Raw genomic sequence first — 20,278 nt, forward strand, 5'->3', positions numbered from 1 at the left:
CCCATGTTCTGCGTGGGAATGCATCCCGTGACGCTCTGCGTCACCCTCCAGAAGCGGAACGCGGAGCGTCCCTGGCGACGTTCCCACGCAGGAGCGTGGGAACGATCGATCCATGGTGAGGAGGCGGTTCGGTGCCTAGCGAGCCGCCCAGGCGTTGAAACGTTGCTCCAGTTCCTCGCCATGGTCGACCCAGAACTCCGCATCCACGGCTTGCGCTTCAGCCAGGTTGGCTTCGGCGGTTGGCAACTGCTCCTGTACCGCCGTCGGCAACAAGGCGAGTGTCTTGCGGTGCACCGGCCCATAAGGGATGTTTTCCGAAAACACCTTCTGGGTCTGTGGCTGGCTGGCAAAGGCAATGAACTGCTCGGCCAGGGCCTTGTTCGGCGTGCCCTTGACCACGGCCCAGTACTCCGGGTCGTACAGGCTCTGCGGCCAGACAATGCTCAGCTTCATGCCTTCCTTTTGCGCCGACGCGATGCGCCCGTTATAGGCGGCACTCATCGCAACGTCCCCCGCCACCAGCCATTGCGCCGGCTGGGCGCCGGCTTCCCACCACTGGATATTCGGCTTGATCTGATCCAGTTTGGCGAAAGCCCGGGACACGCCCTCCGGTGTGTCCAACACCTTGTACAAGTCCTGCGACTTGACTCCATCGGCCAGCAAGGCGATCTCCAAGGTGTACTTGGCCCCTTTGCGCAGCCCGCGCTTGCCCGGGTACTGGGCAACGTTCCAGAAATCCGCCCAGGAGCTGGGCGCCTTGGCGAGCTTGCTCTGGTCATAGGCCAGGACCATCGACCAGACGTAGGTGGCGACACCACACTCATTGAGTGCGCCGGGCACATAGTTGGCCGGGTCGCCAAGGCCGGCCAGGTCAAGCTTCTCGAACAAGCCTTCCTCACAGCCTCGCAGCAACTCGGGGCTTTCCACTTCGACCACGTCCCAACTGGTGTGACCGGCCGTGACCATGGCTTTGATCTTCGACAGCTCACCGTTGTATTCGCCGGCCACGATGCTTCCTGCACCGCTGGCGTTGAAGGGTTGGAAGTAGGCCTTGTCCTGGGCCTGCTTGGTGGCGCCGCCAAAGGAAATCACGGTCAAGCTCTGGGGCGCGGCCATGACGCTGGAACTCAACAACGCCAACGCACACGCAATATTGCAACGCAAGGATCTGGACATGGAGCGGTTCCTCGAAAATGCCGGCTCGCCCGCACGAGCCGGCGACGGGACTCAAGGGTGGCCGTAAGCGCGGGCGGAGTGGTCTACAGCAATAAGGCTCTTGTCGGCCCATTCGTTGAGGTCGGCACAACTGGCCGCCAGGATTTTCCTGAGGTTGAAATCGTTCACTTTGGCCGCCTCGTGGTCACGGACCATTGGGTTCAGCGAGATAGCTCGCCAACCGATCCATCAAGCGATCGCAGGCGGCCATTTGTTCAACGCTCACGTATTCGTCGGGCTTGTGCCCCTGCTCCATGCTGCCGGGGCCACAGACCACCGTTGGCACGCCAGCCTGGTGAAACAGGCCGCCTTCGGTGCCGAAGGCAACGGTGCTGAAAGCGTCGCTGCCGCACAGCCGCGCAACCAGTTGTGCAGCAGCGCTGTCAGGCGCGGTCGCCAGGCCCGGGTAGGCGGACAGTGGTTCAAAACCAATCGCCGTATCGCCCGCCACCGCCTGCATCGCCGGCAGCAGTTCCTGTTCGGCCAAGTCCTGCAATTGCTCGGCCACCACCTGGGGATTGAAATCCGGCAAGGCGCGCACTTCGAAATCGAAACGGCAATCGGCCGGGACAATGTTCAGCGCCGTGCCGCCGTGGATCACCCCGACCTGCACCGTGGAAAACGGTGGATCGAAGCGCGGGTCATGCCGCGATGGTTCGGCCAGCTGTGCACCGATCTCGCCCAAGCGCCCCATCAGGCGCGCCGCCTGCTCGATGGCGTTGACCCCGTAAGGTGCATAGGCCGAATGACAGGCCGCCCCTCGGACATGACAACGCATCGCCAACTTGCCTTTGTGCCCCAGCACCGGTTGCAGTCGGGTGGGTTCGCCAATCAGGCACAGCGCTGGTTGGGGAATTCGCCGAACCAACGCGTCCAACAGGCTGTGAACGCCCAGGCAACCCACCTCTTCGTCATAGGAAAACGCCAGGTGCAGCGGTCGACGAAGCGCGCTGGCGAGGAACATCGGCACCGCTGCCAGCACCGATGCCAGATACCCCTTCATGTCCGCCGTACCACGCCCGAACCATTTGCCGTCCCGCTCGGTCAGGCAGAACGGATCGACCGTCCAGGCCTGCCCATCCACCGGCACCACGTCGGTATGCCCGGACAACACCACGCCACCGGGTACCGCTGGGCCAATGCTCGCCAGCAAGTTGGCCTTGGTTCGCTCGGCGTTGTAGATCAGCTCGCTATCCACGCCCAGCCCTTGCAAGTAATCGCGCACGAACTCGACCAAGGCCAGGTTCGACTCGCGACTGACCGTGGCAAAGCCCACCAGCTCGGCAAGCAGGGCGCGGCTGCGCAGCTCACTCATCACCCGGCACTCCATAACTGGGCGCCAGCGTCGGGTTGAGCGCGCGGGTCAGGTAAGCCTGCAATTGCGGCTGATAGGCGAGCCAAAGCTTTTCCAGTTCGCCGATGGGGTTTTCCTCAACCCAGTCCACCCGCAGATCGACGATGGGCCAGGTCAGGTCATCGACCACCGACAGCGCCGCCGAATGCACCGCCCCGGCCTCCCCGCCTGCCGCCTGCCCGGCCTGCAACGCGCTCACCAAACGTGCTGCAAGACAGCCGGCGCTATGCTCGAAGGCCGCGACCATGGCCTCGATCACCGCACCGTTGGCCAACAGATTCCCAGCCGCCACGCATTGCTCACCGGCCACGGCGTTGCGGGTGCCCAAGGTATGCTCGCCACTGAAAATCGCCGTGCGCCCCTCGGCATCGATCACCGCCACCTGGCGATACTGGCTGTAGCCATTGCGTGCCAGCGTCCGCTCCAGCGCCGCTTGGGCCACCAGGCCGCCGGCCAGTTCGTCAAGAATCTGCGGCCCCAGGGCCGGCAGGGTAATGTTCTGGCTCGACACCGCGCCGACGCCCGCGCGCAACCAGGGGCAACGGGCGCCGACGGCAATGCTCGAGGAACTGATGGCGATGCCCAGCTGGCCGGTTTCGACACAGCGTCCAACGATGGAAAAAGTCATGCTCCGCTCCTTATTCAGGGATCACCGCGATCACGTCGATTTCCATCAGCCACTGCGGCTGGCCCAAGGCACTGACCACCAACCCGGTGGAGATCGGAAACACGCCCTTGAGCCACTTGCCGACCTCTTGGTACACCGGCTCGCGGTAACGCGGGTCGATCAGGTAAGTGGTGGTCTTGACTATGTGGCTCAGGTCGCTGCCGGCCTCTTCCAACAGTTGCTTGACGTTGCGCATGGCCTGCTCGGCCTGAGCGCGAGGATCGCCCAGGCCCACCAGTTGACCGTTGAAATCAGTGCCAACCTGGCCGCGCACATAGACGGTGTTGCCGGCGCGCACGGCCTGGCACAGGTCGTTGTCCAGCGTCTGGTTCGGGTAGGTGTCCTTGGTGTTGAACATGCGAATACGTGTATGAGTAGGCATCAACGGACTCCCGTGAGACTGGTTTTCGAACGATACGAATCGCTGTCGCGCGCGGGGGCCTGGCGCTGGGCAGCATCTTGATAGGCGAGGTAAATGCGTTGCTTCACGATGTGATCGGCAATGTGCCGGGCGTCATGCCAGACGCCCCAGATGAACGCCGAGCCTCGTCGCGACAACCAGGGCAAGCCGACGAAATACAGGCCCGGTTCGCTGGAAACGCCGCGCTGATGCCGAGGCTTGCCGTTGGCGCCGAGGGCGTCGACTTTCAGCCAGCTGTAATCCACCGAATAGCCGGTGGCCCAGATGACGCTGGTCACCCCGGCGGCGACCAGGTCCAGCTCCAGGATCGGCTGGGTCAGGCATTGCGGGTCGGGCAGTTGGTCGCGGGCTTGAGGTTCGAGCGGCAGGTCCAGGCCATTGCGGGCAATGTAGGCGTCAGCGGCATCCAGCAGCGCCAGATAGTTCTCGTCGCCACGGGCGATGTTTTCGGCAAGATTCGGCTCAAAGCTCACCACGCTGCCGTTGAACGATTTCGTCAGCCCCACCAGGGTGATGCCCTCGTGGGCCAGCCGGCGAAAATCCACGGTATGACCGCCACGGGCGCCGCTCACCGCAATGGTGACGTGTTCCTTGCCGGGCTTGACCGCTTCCGCATCCCACTCGCCCAACACACCTAGCCACCAGCAGAAATCGCGGTTGCGATAGGCCCGCGGCGGACGATCGTGGGCACCCACCGAGAGATAGACCTGCTTGCCTGCGCGCTGCAGCTCATCGGCGATCTGCACCCCCGACGACCCGGCACCCACCACCAACACCGCCCCCTCGGGCAATTGCCGAGGATTGCGGTACTGGGCCGAGTGCAACTGGGTAACCGTCGGCATATCCGGCGCAATTGGTGGAATCACCGGCTGCTGGAAGGGCCCGGTGGCGACGACGACATGGATCGCCTCGATCAAGCCTTCGGAGGTTTCAATGGTGAAGCCTGGGCGACCGACATTGCGCTCGACTTTCCTGACGTCCACGCCGGTACGGATCGGCGCGTTGAACTTGCTGGCATAGGTTTCGAAATAATCGGCCACCTGGTCCTTTGTCGCGAAGTCATCTGGACCGAGCCCGTCGAATTCCAACCCTGGAAAGCGGTCATGCCAGGCCGGCCCGTTGGCCACCAGCGAATCCCAGCGTGATGTGCGCCAGGCTTCGGCAATGCGGCTTCGCTCCACCACCAGATGCGGCACGCCTTGCCGGCTCAAGTGCTCACTCATGGCTATGCCGGCCTGGCCGGCGCCTATAACAAGCGTATCGATGCGTAGGGTTTCAACGGGCATGTCTGTGCACTTCCGGCAGTAGGTTTGGTTCAGGCCGGCATAGCGCCGCCTCGGGTTCTGATTTTTTGTTGTTCTGCGCTTGCAGCTATCGAGATCAGATGTCGAGGCGATTGTGTTGGCGGAGGGAGATTTGCGAAACGAGGGTTTTTATCGTTGCTGGAAAGGAAAAAAATGGGCTATTGCGTGATGATCATTCCCACATTGGTTCTGCGTGAGAACGATCGATCGCGTTAACTAGTTCACTGCATCCGCGCCGGAAACGCCTTGAGTTCCAGTTTCTCCATCACCAACCCGATGAACGCCGAAACCGCCAGCGGCAACTGCCGCCGGCTCGGATAGAGCACATTCAGGCCGAAGCCGATGCGCCGGTATTGCGGCAGCACACGCACCAGACTTCCAGCTTCCAGGTCGAGGCTGCTCAGCGCCCCCGGCAACACGGCGATGCCCAGGCCGGCGACGGTCGCCCTGCGCAACGCCTGGGCGGTGTTGGCGTGGAATCGGCTGGCGATCTGCACCTGTTCCTCGATGCCGTCCGGGCCAACGAATCGCCAATGGGCCATGCCGCCGGGATGGCCGAAACTCACGCCGTCGTGGTGAGCCAGGTCCTGCAACGAAAGCGGCGTGCCGCGCGCGGCAATGTACGCGGGACTGGCAACCATGCCGTCGCCGTCGTTCTTGAGCAGTTGACGACCGACATACCCCGAGTCCTGCAAGGGACCGCCGCGAAAGGCAACGTCGATGCGGTCGGCAATCAGATCGACCCGGGCATCGCTGAGCACGAAATCAAGTTGCACTCGCGGATGTGCGGCTAAAAAGTCGGCCACCCATTCCATCGGGAAGAAATCGAAAAAATCCGCCATCGCCGCGATGCGCACCAGGCCGCTGGGCTCCTCGCTGCCCATCATCAGTTCCTGTCCGGCATCCATCAGGCCGTCCACCGCATCCACGCAGCGTTCATAAAATCCCTGGCCCGCATGGGTCAGCGTGAGTTTGCGGGTCGAGCGCTGCAGAAGTCGCGATTCCAGTTGCGCCTCCAACTGCTGGACCCGTCGGCTGACGGTATTGGAAGGCATGCCCAAGCGCCTGGCGGCTTCGGCGAAGCTGCCGCTGCGGACCACCTGGACGAACAGCGCAACATCGTTGAGATCGAGCATGGCGCACACATTCCTTCGTTTCATGGATGAGTTCAATCCGATTGTATCGGCTAATCAATCCATTGGCAGGCACTTATCCTTCTCGCATCGAGGCCCAACGCCCAAGACTTGGAGGCAACCCATGAACAGCATCGTCGCAGCACCGCCGCGCGCCATCGTCCACCGCACCTCCGGTAGCAGCCATGGGCCGATCACCCGGCTCATGAGCCCCGGCGACCTGGGCCAGCTCTGCAAGCCATTCGTGTTTCTCGATCACTTCGCCTTCAACGCCGATGCCATGCAAAGAGGTTTCGGCATGCACCCTCATTCCGGGATCGCCACGCTGACCTACATGATCGAGGGACAAGTGATCTACGAAGACACCACGGGCCAGTCAGGCACGCTGCCCAGCGGCGGCATGGAGTGGATGCAAGCCGGTAACGGCGTGTGGCACACCGCCCGGCCGGTCGCAGGTTCGCCGATCCAAGGCTTCCAGCTCTGGGTTGCGCTGCCGGCGGCGGAAGAAAATGCCCCGGCCAGCAGCGTCTACCTGGCCCCCTCCGAGATCCCCCGTGAAGGTCCGGCGCTGGTATTGCTCGGCCAATACGGCGCGGCCCGCAGCAGCGTCGCGGCGCCAGCGGGCATGAATTACCTCGCCGTGCAGTTGCAGGACAACGAGCACTGGCGCTACACGCCACCGGCCGGGCACACCGTCGCCTGGCTGGCGGTCAACGACGGCAGTCTCGATGCTGGCGGCCACGTCAATGCTGGAGAAATGGTGGTATTCGAAGCGTCCGGAGAGGCCATCGACATCGTTGCCCGAGGCGCGACCTCCTTCGTACTCGGTTCGGCGGTCAAGCATCCCCACGACCTGGTGATGGGCTACTACTCGGTGCACACCAGCGAGGCCGCCCTGGAAAAAGGCGAGAAAGAAATCCAGCGCATCGGCGCCCTTTTGCAACAAGAGGGTCGGTTGGCCTGACCGACCCTCGAATCAATCCCTAATTCCTACCCGATCCCTTAGAGGTGAATCATGACTGACATCGGTCTCGATCTTCTGTTGTCCCGCACTCAAGTTGGCAAACTGTCCCTGAACAACCGCATGATCATGGCACCGATGACCCGCAGCCGCGCGGGCGCTGGCGATGCAGCCACGCCCCTGATGGCCGAGTACTACAGCCAACGGGCCAGCGCCGGCCTGATCATCAGCGAAGGCTCCCAGGTGTCGGCCCAGGGCAAGGGTTACCTGCGAACGCCAGGGATCTTTACTCCTGAGCAGATCACCGGCTGGAAACAGGTGACCGACGCGGTCCATGCCGAGGGCGGGCAGATCTTCTTGCAGCTCTGGCACGTGGGCCGTCTTTCCCATCCATTGGTGCAGGTCAACGGCGCCCAACCCGTAGCCCCTTCGGCAATCAAGGCCGATGGCGAGATCTATACCCCCGAAGGGCTCAAGCCCTATGAACTGCCACGGGCCCTGGCGCTCGATGAAATCCCCGGCGTGGTCGCCGACTTCCGCCAGGCCGCGGCCAACGCGAAGCTGGCCGGCTTTGACGGTGTGGAGATTCATGGCGCCAACGGCTACTTGATCGACCAGTTCCTGCGTGACGGCACCAACCAACGTACCGATGCCTACGGCGGCTCGATCGAGAACCGCGCGCGCTTCCTCAAGGAAGTGGTCGAGTCGGTGATCGAAGTCTTCGGCGCCAGCCGTGTCGGCGTTCGCCTGTCGCCGATCTTCAGCTACTTCTCGATGAGCGACAGCAACCCGCAGGCGACTTTCGACTATACGGCCAGAATGCTCAGCCGCTACGGCCTGGCTTACCTGCACATCGTGGAATTGGGCGAAGGCCCGTTCGACTTCCTGGAACTCAAGCGTCGCTTCGGCGGGACGTACATTGCCAATGGCGGCTACAGCGCCGAACGCGCCGCCACTGCCATCAGCCGTGGAGAAGCTGACCTGGTGGCATTCGGCACGCCGTTTTTGGCAAACCCGGACCTGGTGGAACGTTTCAAACGAGGCCAGGCGCTGAACACCCCTGATGCGTCGACGTTCTACCAGGGTGACGAGCGTGGTTATACGGACTATCCGACCTTGGCCGGGGCTCAAGCCGGCCAAGAAGCTTAATGTTCAAGACCTGTGGGAGCGAGCTTGCTCGCGATAGCGATGGCTCAGACTGCAATCAAACAGTCAGGTGCTTTCCGGCACATCGATCTGAAGCGGCACCACCCGCTTCGGTGCCGGTCCGGGCGGCGTAGCAGTCGCCGCTTCCACCAGGGCTTCGACTGCCTGTTCGGCCATGGTCACGACGGGATGAGAAAGTACCGCCTGGACCAGCCCCGTCTTCAACGCTTCGCGTGTCAACGGCGTCAGGTCGTGGCACACCACTACGGGTAAGCGAATCTGCTGTTCCTGGAGGCTGCGCAAGGCCCGTAACACGCCGGCGATGCCACCACCGGCCACATAAAGCCCCACCAGGTCAGGCTCTGCGGTGAGTAAGTCCAGCGTGTTGCCGTACGCGAACTCATCGTCCTCCAGCGTCAGGCGCGACGCGAGCAGCTCCCATTCGCTGGAGTGCTCGGCCAGATAACTGCGAAAGCTCAGCTCACACAATTCCTGGCACTGGAAACGCTGGCTGCTGAGCATGACGGCTGCCGCCCCGGGTCGACTCGCCAGACGGCTGATGAACCAGCCCGCCGTGCGGCCCGTAAGTCGATTGTCCAACCCGACATACCCCGTGCCGCTGGCGGTGGACAGCTCCGACAGCAGCGCCACCACCGAAACACCTGTCTCGCGCAATTGCGCAACCGCCTCCCGGACCCGGGGATGATCCACCGCCACCACGCCCAGCCCGTCCACTTGATCGCGCAGGGCCAGGATGCGTTGCGCCACGATGACCGGGTCGAGGTCGTCCAAATAGCCGATGACCACGCGGATCCGTGCTCGCGTGCAGGTCGCGGCAGCGTTCGACAACGCGTGGGCAAGCCCTTGGTAAAAAGGCACACCACTTTTCTGCAACAGGAAGCCAAGCCGCAAGGTCGGGCGGTCGTTGAGCACCCGCTGTTCGATAACGCCCTTGGCATGGAACCCCAACCGCGCGGCCGCCGCGGCAATGCGTTGGGCCGTGTCGGCGCGCACGTCGGCGCGCAGGTTCAGCACCCGGTCGACGGTCGACAGGCTGACCCCGGCTTCCCGGGCGACATCAGCCATGGTGGGGCGAAGCATTCGGCGTGGCTTTTCTGACATGTTTTGACACCTCCGCCAGGCATCATGAGGGGTTTTGACAGATTAAGCCAACCCCCCATGGCCCCCTCCCCGGCAACGCAATAGCATCAGGTCCAGCCCATAACAATAAACACAGCCGGAGTGCTTCCATGGCCATTCACATCTGTACAGCGCCCTGCTGTTGGGGCGTCGACGACGTCAAGAACCCGTTCCTGCCACCGTGGCGCCGGGTACTTGGCGAAGCGGCCGAGGCCGGTTATCGCGGCATTGAACTGGGGCCCTATGGTTACTTGCCCCTGGACGCCGAAGGCGTAGGCCCGGCCTTGTCCGAACATGGCCTGCACGTGGTTGCCGGGACGATTTTCGACGACTTGGTCAACCCCGCCAACCTGCCTGAACTGCTGCGCCAGGCCCACGACATCTGCACGCTGCTCAAGCAGTTGCCCCCCATGGAAAAACAGCTCGGCCAACGCTTCGCCGGGCCCTACCTGGTGATCATCGACTGGGGCCACGAGGCACGCGACTACGCAGCCGGTCACTCGGACCGCGCCCCGCGCCTGGACGATGCACGCTGGAACACAATGATGGCGCACATCCGCGCCATCGCCGACATCGCCTGGCATCAATACGGCATCCGCGCCGTCATCCATCCCCACGCCGGTGGCTACATCGAGTTCGCCGACGAGTTGGCGCGCCTGGTGGACGACATTCCCGATGAGGTCGCCGGGCTGTGCCTGGACACCGGGCATCTCTATTACGCGGGCATGGACCCGGTCGCGTCGCTGCGCACCTACGCCCATCGCCTGGACTACCTGCACTTCAAGGACATCGACCCGGTGGTGTTCGACCAGGTGCTGAACGAACACATTCGCTTCTTCGCCGCCTGCGCCCGGGGCGTGATGTGCCCCATCGGGCGCGGCGTCATCGATTACCCGGCGCTGCACAGCCTGGTGCATGAACTGGGTTATGTGGGCTGCATCACCGTCGAACAGGAGCGTGACCCGCGCAACGCCGGGAGTAGCCTCGACGACGTGGCCGCCAGCCGCGCCTACCTGGCCCGCATCGGTTTCTGATCACACAAGGACAACGTCATGATCAACGGCAGCAAAACAATCACGCGGCCCATCCGTTGGGCCATGGTCGGTGGCGGCGAGCACAGCCAGATCGGCTACATCCACCGCTCGGCCGCCCTGCGCGACCGGAATTTCGAGTTGGTCGCCGCGGCGCTGGATATCGACCCTGCACGCGGCCAAGCCTTTGGTGAGCAACTGGGTATCGAGCCCCAGCGCTGCTATTCGGACTACCTCAGCCTGTTCGAGCTGGAAGCACAACGTCCCGATGGGATTGAAGCGGTGTCGATCGCCACGCCCAATGGCACCCACTACGCCATCACCCGGGCCGCCCTGGAAGCCGGGCTGCATGTGGTCTGCGAGAAACCGCTGTGCTTTACCCTCGAGCAGGCCGAGGCGCTGCGCACCCTGGCGCAAGCCAAGGGACGCATCGTTGGCTTGACCTACGGCTATGCCGGGCACCAGTTGATCGAACAGGCCCGCGCGATGATCGCGGCGCAGGCACTGGGCGAGATCCGCATGGTGCACATGCAGTTTGCCCATGGTTTTCACAGCGCACCGGTGGAGGCGCAGAACCAGGCCACCCAGTGGCGCGTCGACCCGCGCCAGGCCGGGCCCAGCTACGTGCTGGGGGATGTCGGCACGCACCCGTTGTATTTGTCCAAGGTGATGCTGCCCGATCTCAAGATCAAACGCTTGATGTGCAGCCGACAAAGCTTCGTCGCGAGCCGCGCCCCGTTGGAAGACAACGCCTACACCTTGATGGAATACGAAGGCGGCGCCATGGGCATGGTCTGGTCCAGCGCCGTGAATGCCGGTTCCATGCACGGGCAGAAAATCCGCGTGATCGGCTCCCGGGCCAGCCTTGAATGGTGGGACGAGCGGCCCAACCAGTTGAGCTTCGAGATCCAGGGCCAGCCGGCGCAGACCCTGGAACGCGGCATGGGCTACCTGCACGCCGACGCGCTGCAGGACGACCGCATCGGTGGCGGCCACCCCGAAGGGCTGTTCGAAGCCTGGTCCAATCTCTATCGCCGCTTCGCCCTGGCCATGGATGCGGCGAACCGTGGCGACAGCGAGGCACTGGCGGCCCTGCGCTACCCCGACATCGTTGCCGGCGTGGAAGGCGTGCGCTGGGTCGAACGCTGTGTGGAATCAGCCAACCTGGATTCAACCTGGGTCGCCTATTGACCCCTCGCCACGGTAATGAGCATTACTTAACGGAGAACAACAATGAAAATCGCCCTCGACCCCTACATGCACCGCCACTTGAGTCTGCCGGACTTGTGCCGCAAGACCGCCGAGCTCGGTTTCGAATACCTCGAACTGTCGCCACGGGAAGATTTCCTGCCCTGGTGGGTACGCCCCCGCGCCCACAAGGAACGCATCGCCGAATTCAAGAAAGCCCTGCGCGACCACGATCTGCAACTGGCCTCGCTACTGCCGATGTATCGCTGGGCCAGCCCCCACGAAGACGAACGCCGGGCGGCGGTGAACTATTGGAAGGAAGCCATCCAGATCGCCGTGGAAATGGGTTGCACCACCATGAACTCGGAGTTTGGCCGTGGGCCGTCGCCTGATCGCGGGCATAAAGTCAGTTGCTGCGGTGGCGTGCACAGCCACGAGTCAAGCGAAGCGGCCTGGTGGCGTTCGATGGAAGAACTGGTGCCGATCCTGGAAGCGGAAGGCGTCACGCTGAACGTCGAGCCTCACCCGGAGGACTGGTGCGAGACCCTGCACCCGGCCCTCGACATGCTCAAGACCCTCGGCTCGGACAACGTCAAGTTCCTCTATTGCACGCCGCACACCTTCTATTTCGGCGATGACATGAAAGCCATGATCGCCGAGGCCGGGTCGATGATCGCCCATGTCCACATCGCCGACACCTACAACCACAAAGCCTCGTCCGGCCTGCGCTACATCGTCAACCCGCCCGGCGCCAAGGTCACCGTCCACCAGCACATGGACATGCACCAGGGCGAGATCGACTGGGACCTGTTCTTCAGTGAACTGGCCAAGACCGGCTTCGACGGCATCGTCACCGCTTGCGTGTTCGGCTGGGAAGAACGGGCGGATGAGTCCGGGCGCTTCATGCGCAAGGAAATCCAGTCCTACGTCGACAAATACTTCAAGTAAGCGTGTTCATTATTCCAACAACCGGACCAGCTGCGGCTCGATCGCACTAGCGCTCACCTCGACCAACGCCAGCGTCACCGGCAGCGTGAACCGCCGCCGGCCGGCGCTGCCTGGGTTCAGGTACAGCCGGTCGCCACGCCATTCGATGCCCGGTTTGTGGGAATGGCCGCTGATCACCCACTTCACGCCCGGGTCCAGCGAGTCCTGTACATCGGCGATGTCGTGAACCAGCAACACCTGCCATCCACACAGGTCGAATTGCAGGCGGTCAGCAAGCGGCCCAGCCCAATCGGCCCCCAGGTCGTTATTGCCGCGCACCACGTGCAATGGCGCAATCGACGCCAATTGATCCAGAATCTCGGGGCCACCTATGTCACCGGCATGGATGATCCGCTCACACCCTTGCAATGCTGTCAGCGCTTGCGGGCGGAGCAGACCGTGGGTGTCGGAAATGACGCCAACTTTCATGAAATCTTTCTCCCCAATCGTGTATCGCCGGTTGTACCTGCTTCGTCGTAGCGAGCTAACGTGCTGAAATCGAATAAGATAGGCTGCGCATCAATAATGCGCAGACCCGTCGTAAAAGGAAATGTTGATGCTCGGACGCAAACGGCCAGAGCCAAAGATTGAAAACACTGATGAGGACTTTTCTCCCCAGAGCGCACGGGCTGGAGCGGCATTGCGCCTGACCGTGAGTTTCATGCTGGTGGTCATCATCGCGTTTCTGGCCGTCGAAGGCTGGCGCACCTGGCGGGATTATCGCGCGGCCTTTTCGTCCGCCCAGGATTCGGTGACGAACCTGGCACGGGCGACGGCCCAGCACGCCGAAGACACCATCCGACAAGTGGATGTGGTCACCGCCGCACTCAGTGAACGGGTGGAAGGCGATGGCCTGCAGAACATGGACGTTGCGCGCATCCATAAGCTATTGGTGCAACAGGCCGCCATCATGCCGCAACTGCATGGGCTGTTTATCTATGGCCCGGACGGCCAATGGCTGGTAACGGACAAGGAAGTCATTCCGGAAACGGCGAACAACGCCGACCGCGACTACTTCCAATATCACCGTACCCACGAGGACCGGGGCGTGCGCATCGGCGAAGTGATCAAGAGCCGGTCCACCAACGACCTGATCATTCCGGTGTCCCGTCGCTTGAACAATCCCGACGGCTCGTTCGCCGGTGTGCTGCTCGGAACGGTCAAGGTCAGCTATTTCGTCGACTACTACGGCGACTTCAAGATCGACGACAAGGGTGCGCTGGTCCTGGCGACACGCAGCGGAACCATCCTGGTACGGCGCCCCTTCGTCGAATCAGTGATCGGCAAGAGCCTGGTCAACAGCGTGATCTTCAGGAACTACCTGCCCACGTCGAACCAGGGCATCGCGGAGGCCAGGGCCGTGGTCGACGATACCGAGCGCCTGTATGGCTTTCGGGCCTTGACCACCTACCCGTTGGTGGTGGAGGCCGGGTTGTCGCGCGAGTCCATCATCGCTCCGTGGCGGCGCGACCTGTTCAAGACCAGCATCGTGCTGATTTTCCTGATCATGATCCTCGTCGGCTTCGGGCTCATCGTGCTGAGCCAGTTGCGCCACCGGATGACCATGGAAAAGCAGATCCGCAGCGCCCACCAGACCATGCGCGACATGGCGCTGACCGACAGCCTGACCGGGCTGGGCAACCGCAGGCGGCTGGACATCGCGTTGGCCGACGAGATTCGCCTGGCCAAGCGCCAGGGTTCTTCCCTGGCGTTGATCATGCTCGACGTCGACTACTTCAAGCGTTTCAACGACAGATACGGCCATGCTGCCGGCGACGACTGCCTGCGCGCGATTGCCACCGCGGTCAGGCAGACCATCAAAAGGCCGGGCGACCTGGCGGTCCGGTATGGCGGTGAAGAGTTCACCGTGTTACTGCCCAACACCGACAGCACGGGTGCCGCCAAGGTCGCGCAGCAAATCCTCGAAGCTGTCAGGGCCATGAACATTGAACATGGCGATCATCCCTTGGGCATCGTGACCATCAGCGCGGGCATCACCACCAGCCAGCCGAGCGGCGAGGACGTAACCCCGGCCATGCTGATCAAGGCGGCGGACGCCTTCCTGTACCTGGCCAAGAACACCGGGCGCAACCGTTGGTGCAGCGCCGACTCGACGCCTGGGTGAACCCCGCGGGACCGCCGCGCATCGGTCAAGATCGAGCAAACCCAAGTCCACAGGTGCCTGCAAGGCGCCTGGCGGCTACAATGCTCGCTTCGACCGTGACCAGCCTGACTAAAAACAAATGTCCTTGCCCAAACATCATCTGGAATTGCTCAGCCCCGCCCGCGACGTGACCATCGCCCGCGAGGCCATCCTGCATGGCGCCGACGCCGTGTACATCGGTGGCCCGAGTTTCGGCGCGCGTCACAACGCTTGCAACGAAGTGGGCGATATTGCCCGGCTGGTGGAGTTCGCCCATCGCTACCACGCCCGTGTGTTCACGACCATCAACACCATCTTGCATGACAACGAGCTGGAACCGGCCCGCCAACTGATCCACCAGTTGTACGATGCCGGCGTCGATGCGCTGATCGTCCAGGACCTTGGGGTGATGGAGCTGGATATTCCGCCCATCGAGCTGCATGCCAGCACCCAGACCGACATCCGCACCCTGGCCCGGGCAAAGTTCCTCGACCAGGCCGGTTTCTCGCAACTGGTATTGGCCCGTGAGCTGAACCTGCAGGAAATCCGAGCCATTGCCGATGAGACCGACGCGGCCATCGAGTTCTTCATCCACGGCGCGCTGTGCGTGGCGTTTTCCGGCCAGTGCAACATCTCCCATGCCCAGAACGGCCGCAGCGCCAACCGTGGCGACTGCTCCCAGGCCTGTCGCCTGCCCTACACCCTCAAGGACGACCAGGGCCGGGTGGTCGCCTACGAAAAACACCTGCTGTCGATGAAAGACAACAACCAGAGCGCCAACATCCGCGCCCTGGTCGAAGCTGGCGTGCGCTCATTCAAGATCGAAGGCCGCTACAAGGACATGGGTTATGTGAAGAACATCACCGCCTATTACCGCCAGCGCCTGGACGATGTCCTCGAAGACCGTCCGGAGCTGGCCCGCGCGTCCAGCGGCCGCACCGCGCACTTCTTCGTCCCCGCCCCGGACAAGACCTTCCACCGTGGCAGCACCGACTATTTCGTCAGCGAACGCAAGATCGACATTGGCGCCTTCGATTCGCCGACCTTTACCGGCGTGCCGGTGGGCGTGGTGGAAAAAGTCGGCAAGCGCGACCTGCAAGTGGTGACCTTCGATCCGCTGTCCAACGGCGACGGCCTCAATGTGCTGGTCAAGCGCGAAGTCGTCGGTTTCCGCGCCAACATCGCCGAGCCCAAGGGTGAGTTCGAAGAGGACGGCCAGAAGCGTTACCGCTACCGCGTCGAACCCAACGAGATGCCGGCCGGCATGTACCAGTTGCGCCCCAACCACCCGTTGAGCCGCAACCTGGACCACAACTGGCAGCAGGCGTTGCTCAAGACGTCCTCCGAACGCCGCGTCGGCCTGGCCTGGGGTGCGCGCCTGCGCGAAGAGCGCCTGGAACTGACCGCCACCAGCGAAGAAGGCATCAGCGCCAGCGTCGCCCTGGATGGGCCGTTCGGCGTGGCCAACAAGCCGGAACAGGCCCTGGAGCAATTGCACGACCTGCTCGGCCAACTGGGCACCACCGAATACCACGCTACCGCGATCGAGCTGGATGCGCCCCAGGCGTTCTTCATCCCCAACTCGCAGCTCAAGGCGTTGCGCCGCGAAGCCATCGAAGCCCTGACCGCCGCCCGCATCAAAGCCCATCCACGCGGTGGCCGCAAGGCCGAGACCAACCCGCCGCCGGTGTACCCGGAGTCGCACCTGTCGTTCCTGGCCAACGTCTACAACCAGAAGGCCCGGGACTTCTATCATCGTCACGGCGTCAAGCTGATCGACGCGGCGTTCGAGGCCCACGAGGAAACGGGTGAAGTGCCGGTGATGATCACCAAGCACTGCCTGCGCTTCTCGTTCAACCTCTGCCCCAAGCAGGCCAAGGGCGTCACTGGCGTGCGCACCAAGGTGGCACCGATGCAACTGATACACGGTGATGAAGTGCTGACGCTGAAGTTCGACTGCAAACCCTGCGAAATGCATGTGGTCGGCAAGATCAAGGGACACATCCTGGACCTGCCATTGCCCGGCAGCACGGCGCAGCCCGTGGTCGGTCACATCAGCCCTGAAGACCTGCTCAAGACGATCCCCCGCGCCCCGCATTAAACCAATACCCAGCCATGCCCATGTGGGAGCAAACTTGCTCCCACAGGGTTTTTCGGGTGTTTGATGGCCCTGCGCCATTTTTCATTTCTGCGCCGTTTTTGCTTCGCGGTGCGACAGATTCTCCTGCAGGACTCCCCCACCACTTCCTCGCGGTGTTAGGTTGCAACGGTTTGTGTCATCAAATCAGACACTTCCCTCCTACCGCCTGCCAAGGAATGCCCAGCAATGGACTTCTCGCTCAAACATCTGGCCGTGACCACCCTGCTGTTGTCCAGCCTCGCTTCGATCACCACACCAGCATTCGCCAACATCAGCGCCCAACAGGGCGCAGCCATCGTCAAAACCTTCTCCAACACCTCAGTTACCGATTTCAGGCAGTTCCTGGCCGACGTGGCCAAGAGCGACCTGGGCAAAGCCGCCAACCTCGGCCCGGCCATCAGCGCGTTCCAAGGCAACACAACCCTTTCGGCTGAACAGCAGAATGAAATCCATCGCCTGCTGGGCCTCTATGCCCGAGTGAAATACGGCCAAGCGGCCACCGAGACACTGAAGGAACTGGTCGCCATCCCGACTTTTCGCAAGGACGGCGTTGCCCAGCACGAGAACCCGGAGTTTCTCAAGATCGCCGACAAGATCAAAAGCCTGGCCGAGGCGTTCAACCTCAACTTCCGCAACATCGACAACCGTGTCTATGAGATTTCCCTCGAAGGCAGCGGCGACGAAGTCGTGGGCATTCACGCCCATGCCGACGTGGTGCCGGTAACGCCGGATAACTGGGTGTTGAAAGATGGCACTCGCCTCGACCCGTTCAAGGTCACCCAGGTGGGCGACCGCATGTATGGCCGCGGTACCGAGGACGACAAGAACGGCATCGTGGTCGCGCTCTATGCCATGAAAATCATCAAGGAAGAGAAACTGCCGCTGGCGCGCAACTTCAAGCTACTGGTCGACACCACCGAGGAAACCACTGGCGACGCCATCCCCTATTATTTCGAACGCAACCCGACGCCCAATTACAACCTGGCGCTGGATGGCGGCTACCCCGTAGTGATTGCCGAGAAAGGCTATGGCACCGTCATGGCGAACTTCACCCGGCGCGCGGCACAGGGCAAGGGGGCAGAAATTACCGCGCTGACGGGCGGCCTAGCGACCAATCAGATTCCGTCGACGTCCGTTGCCACCTTCGCCAGCGACAAGCCCGCCGAACTGGCTGGCAGCCTGCTCAAAGCCGCTACCGACTATGCCAAGCGCAACGGTGGCAACTTCGAAGTGAGCACCCAGGTCGTCGGCAAGGACGTCCAACTTACCTTCACCGGCGTTTCCGCCCACTCCTCCGAACCCGAGTCAGGCGTCAACCCGGTGGCAAGGATGCTGGGGTTCATCAATGGCCTGGATGGCAAGGTCACGCTCAAACACAACCACATCACCGACGCCGCCCGCTATGCCGCTGACAACTGGGGGCTCGACTACCTGGGTAAAAAACTGGGAATCGGTTTTTCCGATGCCTTCATGGGCCCGCTGACCGCGTCCCTGACCTACATCGGCATGGATGAGAAGACCCTCAAGCTGGCGGTCAACCTGCGGGTGCCGGTGGGCAAGACCACGGAAGCCCTCAAGACTGAAATCGCCGGCAAACTGGCCGCCTGGAGCAAGAAATCCCACATTGCGGTGGCCTTCGACTATTCCATTGACGAGCCGATGTACCGCAACCCTGAGGGTGAATGGGTCAAGGCGCTGCTGGCCGTGGCAAGTGAAAACCTCGGTATGGAACACAAATACGGCACCTCTGCCGGCGCCACTTCGGTTCATGACTTGCCCAATGGCGTGCAATTCGGCCTGGCCATGCCCGACGTCAAGTACACGGGTCACAACGACAACGAGTTCAAGACAGTCGAGCAATTCCTGCTGGACCTGCAGATCGTGACCGAGATGATGGGGCGGATCGGGCAGTTGCCGAAGTTGTAAAACACCGTGCCCTGAGAATGCTGCCGCTAGGGCGTAGGAACTGTGTAGGAGCTGTCGAGTGCAACGAGGCTGCGATCTTTCCCCTGACACTTGAATCTCAAGCGAAAGATCAAAGGGTCAAAAGATCGCAGGCTTCGCCAGCTCCTACGGCCCAGCAGGAGCAATCCCTGGCCACAGCTTTATTCATTCCTTCGGGTGAGTGGCGCTTGGATCGATGACCTTGGCGGTAATGTCGACCAGCTCCAGTCCCCAATCCCCGTGCAGGTACCAATCCTCCCCGATCATCTCGGCCGGGTGCATCGTTCGATCGGCGCCGTTGCCGCAGGCCAGCGCACTGGTCGGACAGTAACGATCACAACCCCAGCAAATGCGCTCGGGATGTTTGGGACTGATGGGAAAGGGCTTTGCCATAACGACCCCGTATAACTGATGGGTGTACCCGCACCCTACCGCGTCGGGGCGCAGTGCCCCTTGATCCCGATCAAGAACAACCGCGCAGGAACCAGTCGGCATTCGTCGTTGGAAAATTCGCGCTAAAAATTGACAAGAATCATTATTATTCGCAGCAAAGCTTCCTAGACTCGGCGCCATCGTTTAGCCAACCAGGAAGTCATCATGCGCACACTTGCAACTCTGCCTCTGGCCTTGCTGTTTCTCGCACCGCTGGCCCAGGCCAAGGAATACCCCATCGGCGAACCGCAACTGTGCCCAGGACTGGAGGTCGGTGCGGTGTATTTGCAGCCGATTGAAATGGCCCCGGCCGGGATGATGCGGGCCACGGCCGATTCCGACGTGCACCTGGAAGCCGACATCCGCGCCACGGCGGACAATAAGCAGGGATTCCAGGAAGGCAGTTTCGTGCCCTACCTCAATGTGTCATTCCAACTGAAGAAACAAGGCAACGACACCGAGCTCAAGGGTGATTTCCACGCCATGGTCGCCAACGACGGGCCGCACTATGGCGACAACGTCAAGCTGCTCGGCCCTGGCAAATATCAACTGACATTCACTGTCCTGCCGCCTGGCGGCCATGGCTCCCTCGGTCGTCATACCGACAAGGAAACCGGCGTGGCGCCATGGTTCGAACGCTGCGAACTGCATTATGAATTCGTCTACGCCGGGATCGGTAAAAAAGGCGGGTACTGAGCATGAGCCGCTCATCCTGCCCACGGCACGTCACGACTCATCGACGCCTGGCCTGGTTGACGCTGGCCGGTTTGCTGCTGCCCTCGATCGCCCAAGCCGAACTGCCGACCTATGAGCTGAGCATACGCGACGGGCATTTCACGCCGTCGCAACTGGAAGTGCCGGCCGGGCAACGCTTCAAGATCGTGCTGAAGAACATCGGCCAGGGCCCGGCGGAGTTCGAAAGCACGCCTTTGCGCGTCGAGAAAGTGCTCTCGCCCGGCGTCACGACCTTCGTGGTCATCCACCCGCTGCGCCCCGGGCACTATCCGTTTTTCGACGAATTCAATCCGCAACTGCCCGAGGGCGGGATTCTCGCCGAGTAATCGGTCAGCAG

At 62.3% G+C, this 20,278-nt stretch carries 19 protein-coding genes; 10 read left to right on the plus strand and 9 right to left on the minus strand.

What is annotated here, in order from left to right; all coding sequences use genetic code 11:
- Window positions 1–135: 135 nt before the first annotated feature.
- From AB4O22_RS12020 to AB4O22_RS12045, 6 genes are all read right to left on the minus strand, one after another.
- Window positions 136–1,116, minus strand: coding sequence for an ABC transporter substrate-binding protein (locus AB4O22_RS12020; protein ID WP_411740639.1), 981 nt, complete (start codon window positions 1,114–1,116; stop codon window positions 136–138).
- Window positions 1,117–1,360: 244 nt separating this feature from the next.
- A complete protein-coding gene (argE, locus tag AB4O22_RS12025) occupies window positions 1,361–2,530 on the minus strand; it encodes an acetylornithine deacetylase (RefSeq protein WP_460096371.1) in 1,170 nt (389 codons plus the stop codon).
- Entirely contained in the window at window positions 2,523–3,197 is a 675-nt protein-coding gene (locus tag AB4O22_RS12030) for a DUF1028 domain-containing protein (RefSeq protein ID WP_223471901.1), read from the minus strand. The genes argE and AB4O22_RS12030 overlap by 8 nt, the downstream gene beginning before the upstream one ends.
- A 10-nt stretch (window positions 3,198–3,207) precedes the next feature.
- Window positions 3,208–3,618, minus strand: a complete 411-nt coding sequence (locus AB4O22_RS12035; RefSeq protein WP_003201555.1) for a RidA family protein — start codon at window positions 3,616–3,618, stop codon at window positions 3,208–3,210.
- Window positions 3,618–4,943: a flavin-containing monooxygenase gene (locus AB4O22_RS12040; protein WP_223471900.1), complete on the minus strand. Its 1,326-nt coding sequence runs from the start codon at window positions 4,941–4,943 to the stop codon at window positions 3,618–3,620. The genes AB4O22_RS12035 and AB4O22_RS12040 overlap by 1 nt, the downstream gene beginning before the upstream one ends.
- Before the next feature lie 239 nt (window positions 4,944–5,182).
- Entirely contained in the window at window positions 5,183–6,097 is a 915-nt protein-coding gene (locus tag AB4O22_RS12045) for a LysR family transcriptional regulator (protein ID WP_460096372.1), read from the minus strand.
- A gap of 121 nt (window positions 6,098–6,218) precedes the next feature.
- On the opposite strand from AB4O22_RS12045, the gene AB4O22_RS12050 reads away from it, so the two are divergent.
- Both AB4O22_RS12050 and AB4O22_RS12055 read left to right on the plus strand, forming a co-directional pair.
- Window positions 6,219–7,058: a pirin family protein gene (locus AB4O22_RS12050; protein WP_460096373.1), complete on the plus strand. Its 840-nt coding sequence runs from the start codon at window positions 6,219–6,221 to the stop codon at window positions 7,056–7,058.
- 51 nt (window positions 7,059–7,109) lie between these two features.
- Complete coding sequence (locus AB4O22_RS12055; protein ID WP_223471897.1) at window positions 7,110–8,204, plus strand: alkene reductase; 1,095 nt, start codon at window positions 7,110–7,112, stop codon at window positions 8,202–8,204.
- A 63-nt stretch (window positions 8,205–8,267) separates the two neighbouring features.
- On the opposite strand, the gene AB4O22_RS12060 is transcribed toward AB4O22_RS12055, so the two are convergent.
- Window positions 8,268–9,323: a LacI family DNA-binding transcriptional regulator gene (locus AB4O22_RS12060; RefSeq protein WP_223473019.1), complete on the minus strand. Its 1,056-nt coding sequence runs from the start codon at window positions 9,321–9,323 to the stop codon at window positions 8,268–8,270.
- Between the two features lie 128 nt (window positions 9,324–9,451).
- Between AB4O22_RS12060 and AB4O22_RS12065 the strand changes: the two genes are divergently transcribed.
- From AB4O22_RS12065 to AB4O22_RS12075, 3 genes are read left to right on the plus strand one after another with little or no spacing between them, the layout of a single operon-like run.
- Complete coding sequence (locus AB4O22_RS12065; protein ID WP_223473018.1) at window positions 9,452–10,375, plus strand: TIM barrel protein; 924 nt, start codon at window positions 9,452–9,454, stop codon at window positions 10,373–10,375.
- Between the two features lie 18 nt (window positions 10,376–10,393).
- Window positions 10,394–11,563, plus strand: a complete 1,170-nt coding sequence (locus AB4O22_RS12070; protein ID WP_223473017.1) for a Gfo/Idh/MocA family protein — start codon at window positions 10,394–10,396, stop codon at window positions 11,561–11,563.
- 42 nt (window positions 11,564–11,605) lie between these two features.
- The gene (locus AB4O22_RS12075) at window positions 11,606–12,508 is read left to right on the plus strand and encodes a sugar phosphate isomerase/epimerase family protein (RefSeq protein WP_003201518.1); all 903 of its coding nucleotides are present in this window, start codon (window positions 11,606–11,608) and stop codon (window positions 12,506–12,508) included.
- 9 nt (window positions 12,509–12,517) lie between these two features.
- Here the strand turns inward: AB4O22_RS12075 and AB4O22_RS12080 are convergent, their stop codons facing one another.
- Window positions 12,518–12,976, minus strand: a complete 459-nt coding sequence (locus AB4O22_RS12080) for a metallophosphoesterase family protein (protein ID WP_003201516.1) — start codon at window positions 12,974–12,976, stop codon at window positions 12,518–12,520.
- A gap of 127 nt (window positions 12,977–13,103) precedes the next feature.
- On the opposite strand from AB4O22_RS12080, the gene AB4O22_RS12085 reads away from it, so the two are divergent.
- From AB4O22_RS12085 to AB4O22_RS12095, 3 genes are all read left to right on the plus strand, one after another.
- Window positions 13,104–14,672 carry a sensor domain-containing diguanylate cyclase gene (locus tag AB4O22_RS12085; RefSeq protein WP_223473016.1) on the plus strand — a complete coding sequence of 523 codons (1,569 nt, stop codon included), beginning with the start codon at window positions 13,104–13,106 and terminating at the stop codon, window positions 14,670–14,672.
- 118 nt (window positions 14,673–14,790) lie between these two features.
- A complete protein-coding gene (locus AB4O22_RS12090; protein WP_460096374.1) occupies window positions 14,791–16,791 on the plus strand; it encodes a peptidase U32 family protein in 2,001 nt (666 codons plus the stop codon).
- A gap of 225 nt (window positions 16,792–17,016) precedes the next feature.
- Window positions 17,017–18,756 carry a dipeptidase gene (locus tag AB4O22_RS12095; protein WP_460096375.1) on the plus strand — a complete coding sequence of 580 codons (1,740 nt, stop codon included), beginning with the start codon at window positions 17,017–17,019 and terminating at the stop codon, window positions 18,754–18,756.
- Window positions 18,757–18,939: 183 nt separating this feature from the next.
- On the opposite strand, the gene AB4O22_RS12100 is transcribed toward AB4O22_RS12095, so the two are convergent.
- Window positions 18,940–19,167 (minus strand): DUF3079 domain-containing protein, encoded by a 228-nt coding sequence (locus tag AB4O22_RS12100; protein ID WP_027911723.1) that lies wholly within the window; start codon window positions 19,165–19,167, stop codon window positions 18,940–18,942.
- 204 nt (window positions 19,168–19,371) lie between these two features.
- Between AB4O22_RS12100 and AB4O22_RS12105 the strand changes: the two genes are divergently transcribed.
- Window positions 19,372–19,902, plus strand: coding sequence for an iron transporter (locus AB4O22_RS12105; protein ID WP_003201507.1), 531 nt, complete (start codon window positions 19,372–19,374; stop codon window positions 19,900–19,902).
- A gap of 2 nt (window positions 19,903–19,904) precedes the next feature.
- Window positions 19,905–20,267, plus strand: a complete 363-nt coding sequence (locus AB4O22_RS12110; RefSeq protein WP_460096377.1) for a cupredoxin domain-containing protein — start codon at window positions 19,905–19,907, stop codon at window positions 20,265–20,267.
- Window positions 20,268–20,278: the final 11 nt, after the last annotated feature.

Source organism: Pseudomonas sp. S3_B11, from assembly GCF_054667715.1.

What these genes read in the sequence shown, in the direction of transcription:
- AB4O22_RS12070 (WP_223473017.1), top strand. Translation starts at nt 10,394, where the DNA reads ATGATCAACGGCAGCAAAACAATCACGCGGCCCATCCGTTGGGCCATG.
- AB4O22_RS12095 (WP_460096375.1), top strand. Translation starts at nt 17,017, where the DNA reads ATGGACTTCTCGCTCAAACATCTGGCCGTGACCACCCTGCTGTTGTCC.
- AB4O22_RS12065 (WP_223473018.1), top strand. Translation starts at nt 9,452, where the DNA reads ATGGCCATTCACATCTGTACAGCGCCCTGCTGTTGGGGCGTCGACGAC.
- AB4O22_RS12055 (WP_223471897.1), top strand. Translation starts at nt 7,110, where the DNA reads ATGACTGACATCGGTCTCGATCTTCTGTTGTCCCGCACTCAAGTTGGC.
- argE (WP_460096371.1), bottom strand. Translation starts at nt 2,530, where the DNA reads ATGAGTGAGCTGCGCAGCCGCGCCCTGCTTGCCGAGCTGGTGGGCTTT.
- AB4O22_RS12045 (WP_460096372.1), bottom strand. Translation starts at nt 6,097, where the DNA reads ATGCTCGATCTCAACGATGTTGCGCTGTTCGTCCAGGTGGTCCGCAGC.
- AB4O22_RS12110 (WP_460096377.1), top strand. Translation starts at nt 19,905, where the DNA reads ATGAGCCGCTCATCCTGCCCACGGCACGTCACGACTCATCGACGCCTG.
- AB4O22_RS12080 (WP_003201516.1), bottom strand. Translation starts at nt 12,976, where the DNA reads ATGAAAGTTGGCGTCATTTCCGACACCCACGGTCTGCTCCGCCCGCAA.
- AB4O22_RS12035 (WP_003201555.1), bottom strand. Translation starts at nt 3,618, where the DNA reads ATGCCTACTCATACACGTATTCGCATGTTCAACACCAAGGACACCTAC.
- AB4O22_RS12100 (WP_027911723.1), bottom strand. Translation starts at nt 19,167, where the DNA reads ATGGCAAAGCCCTTTCCCATCAGTCCCAAACATCCCGAGCGCATTTGC.
- AB4O22_RS12060 (WP_223473019.1), bottom strand. Translation starts at nt 9,323, where the DNA reads ATGTCAGAAAAGCCACGCCGAATGCTTCGCCCCACCATGGCTGATGTC.
- AB4O22_RS12105 (WP_003201507.1), top strand. Translation starts at nt 19,372, where the DNA reads ATGCGCACACTTGCAACTCTGCCTCTGGCCTTGCTGTTTCTCGCACCG.
- AB4O22_RS12030 (WP_223471901.1), bottom strand. Translation starts at nt 3,197, where the DNA reads ATGACTTTTTCCATCGTTGGACGCTGTGTCGAAACCGGCCAGCTGGGC.
- AB4O22_RS12050 (WP_460096373.1), top strand. Translation starts at nt 6,219, where the DNA reads ATGAACAGCATCGTCGCAGCACCGCCGCGCGCCATCGTCCACCGCACC.
- AB4O22_RS12020 (WP_411740639.1), bottom strand. Translation starts at nt 1,116, where the DNA reads ATGGCCGCGCCCCAGAGCTTGACCGTGATTTCCTTTGGCGGCGCCACC.
- AB4O22_RS12085 (WP_223473016.1), top strand. Translation starts at nt 13,104, where the DNA reads ATGCTCGGACGCAAACGGCCAGAGCCAAAGATTGAAAACACTGATGAG.
- AB4O22_RS12090 (WP_460096374.1), top strand. Translation starts at nt 14,791, where the DNA reads ATGTCCTTGCCCAAACATCATCTGGAATTGCTCAGCCCCGCCCGCGAC.
- AB4O22_RS12040 (WP_223471900.1), bottom strand. Translation starts at nt 4,943, where the DNA reads ATGCCCGTTGAAACCCTACGCATCGATACGCTTGTTATAGGCGCCGGC.
- AB4O22_RS12075 (WP_003201518.1), top strand. Translation starts at nt 11,606, where the DNA reads ATGAAAATCGCCCTCGACCCCTACATGCACCGCCACTTGAGTCTGCCG.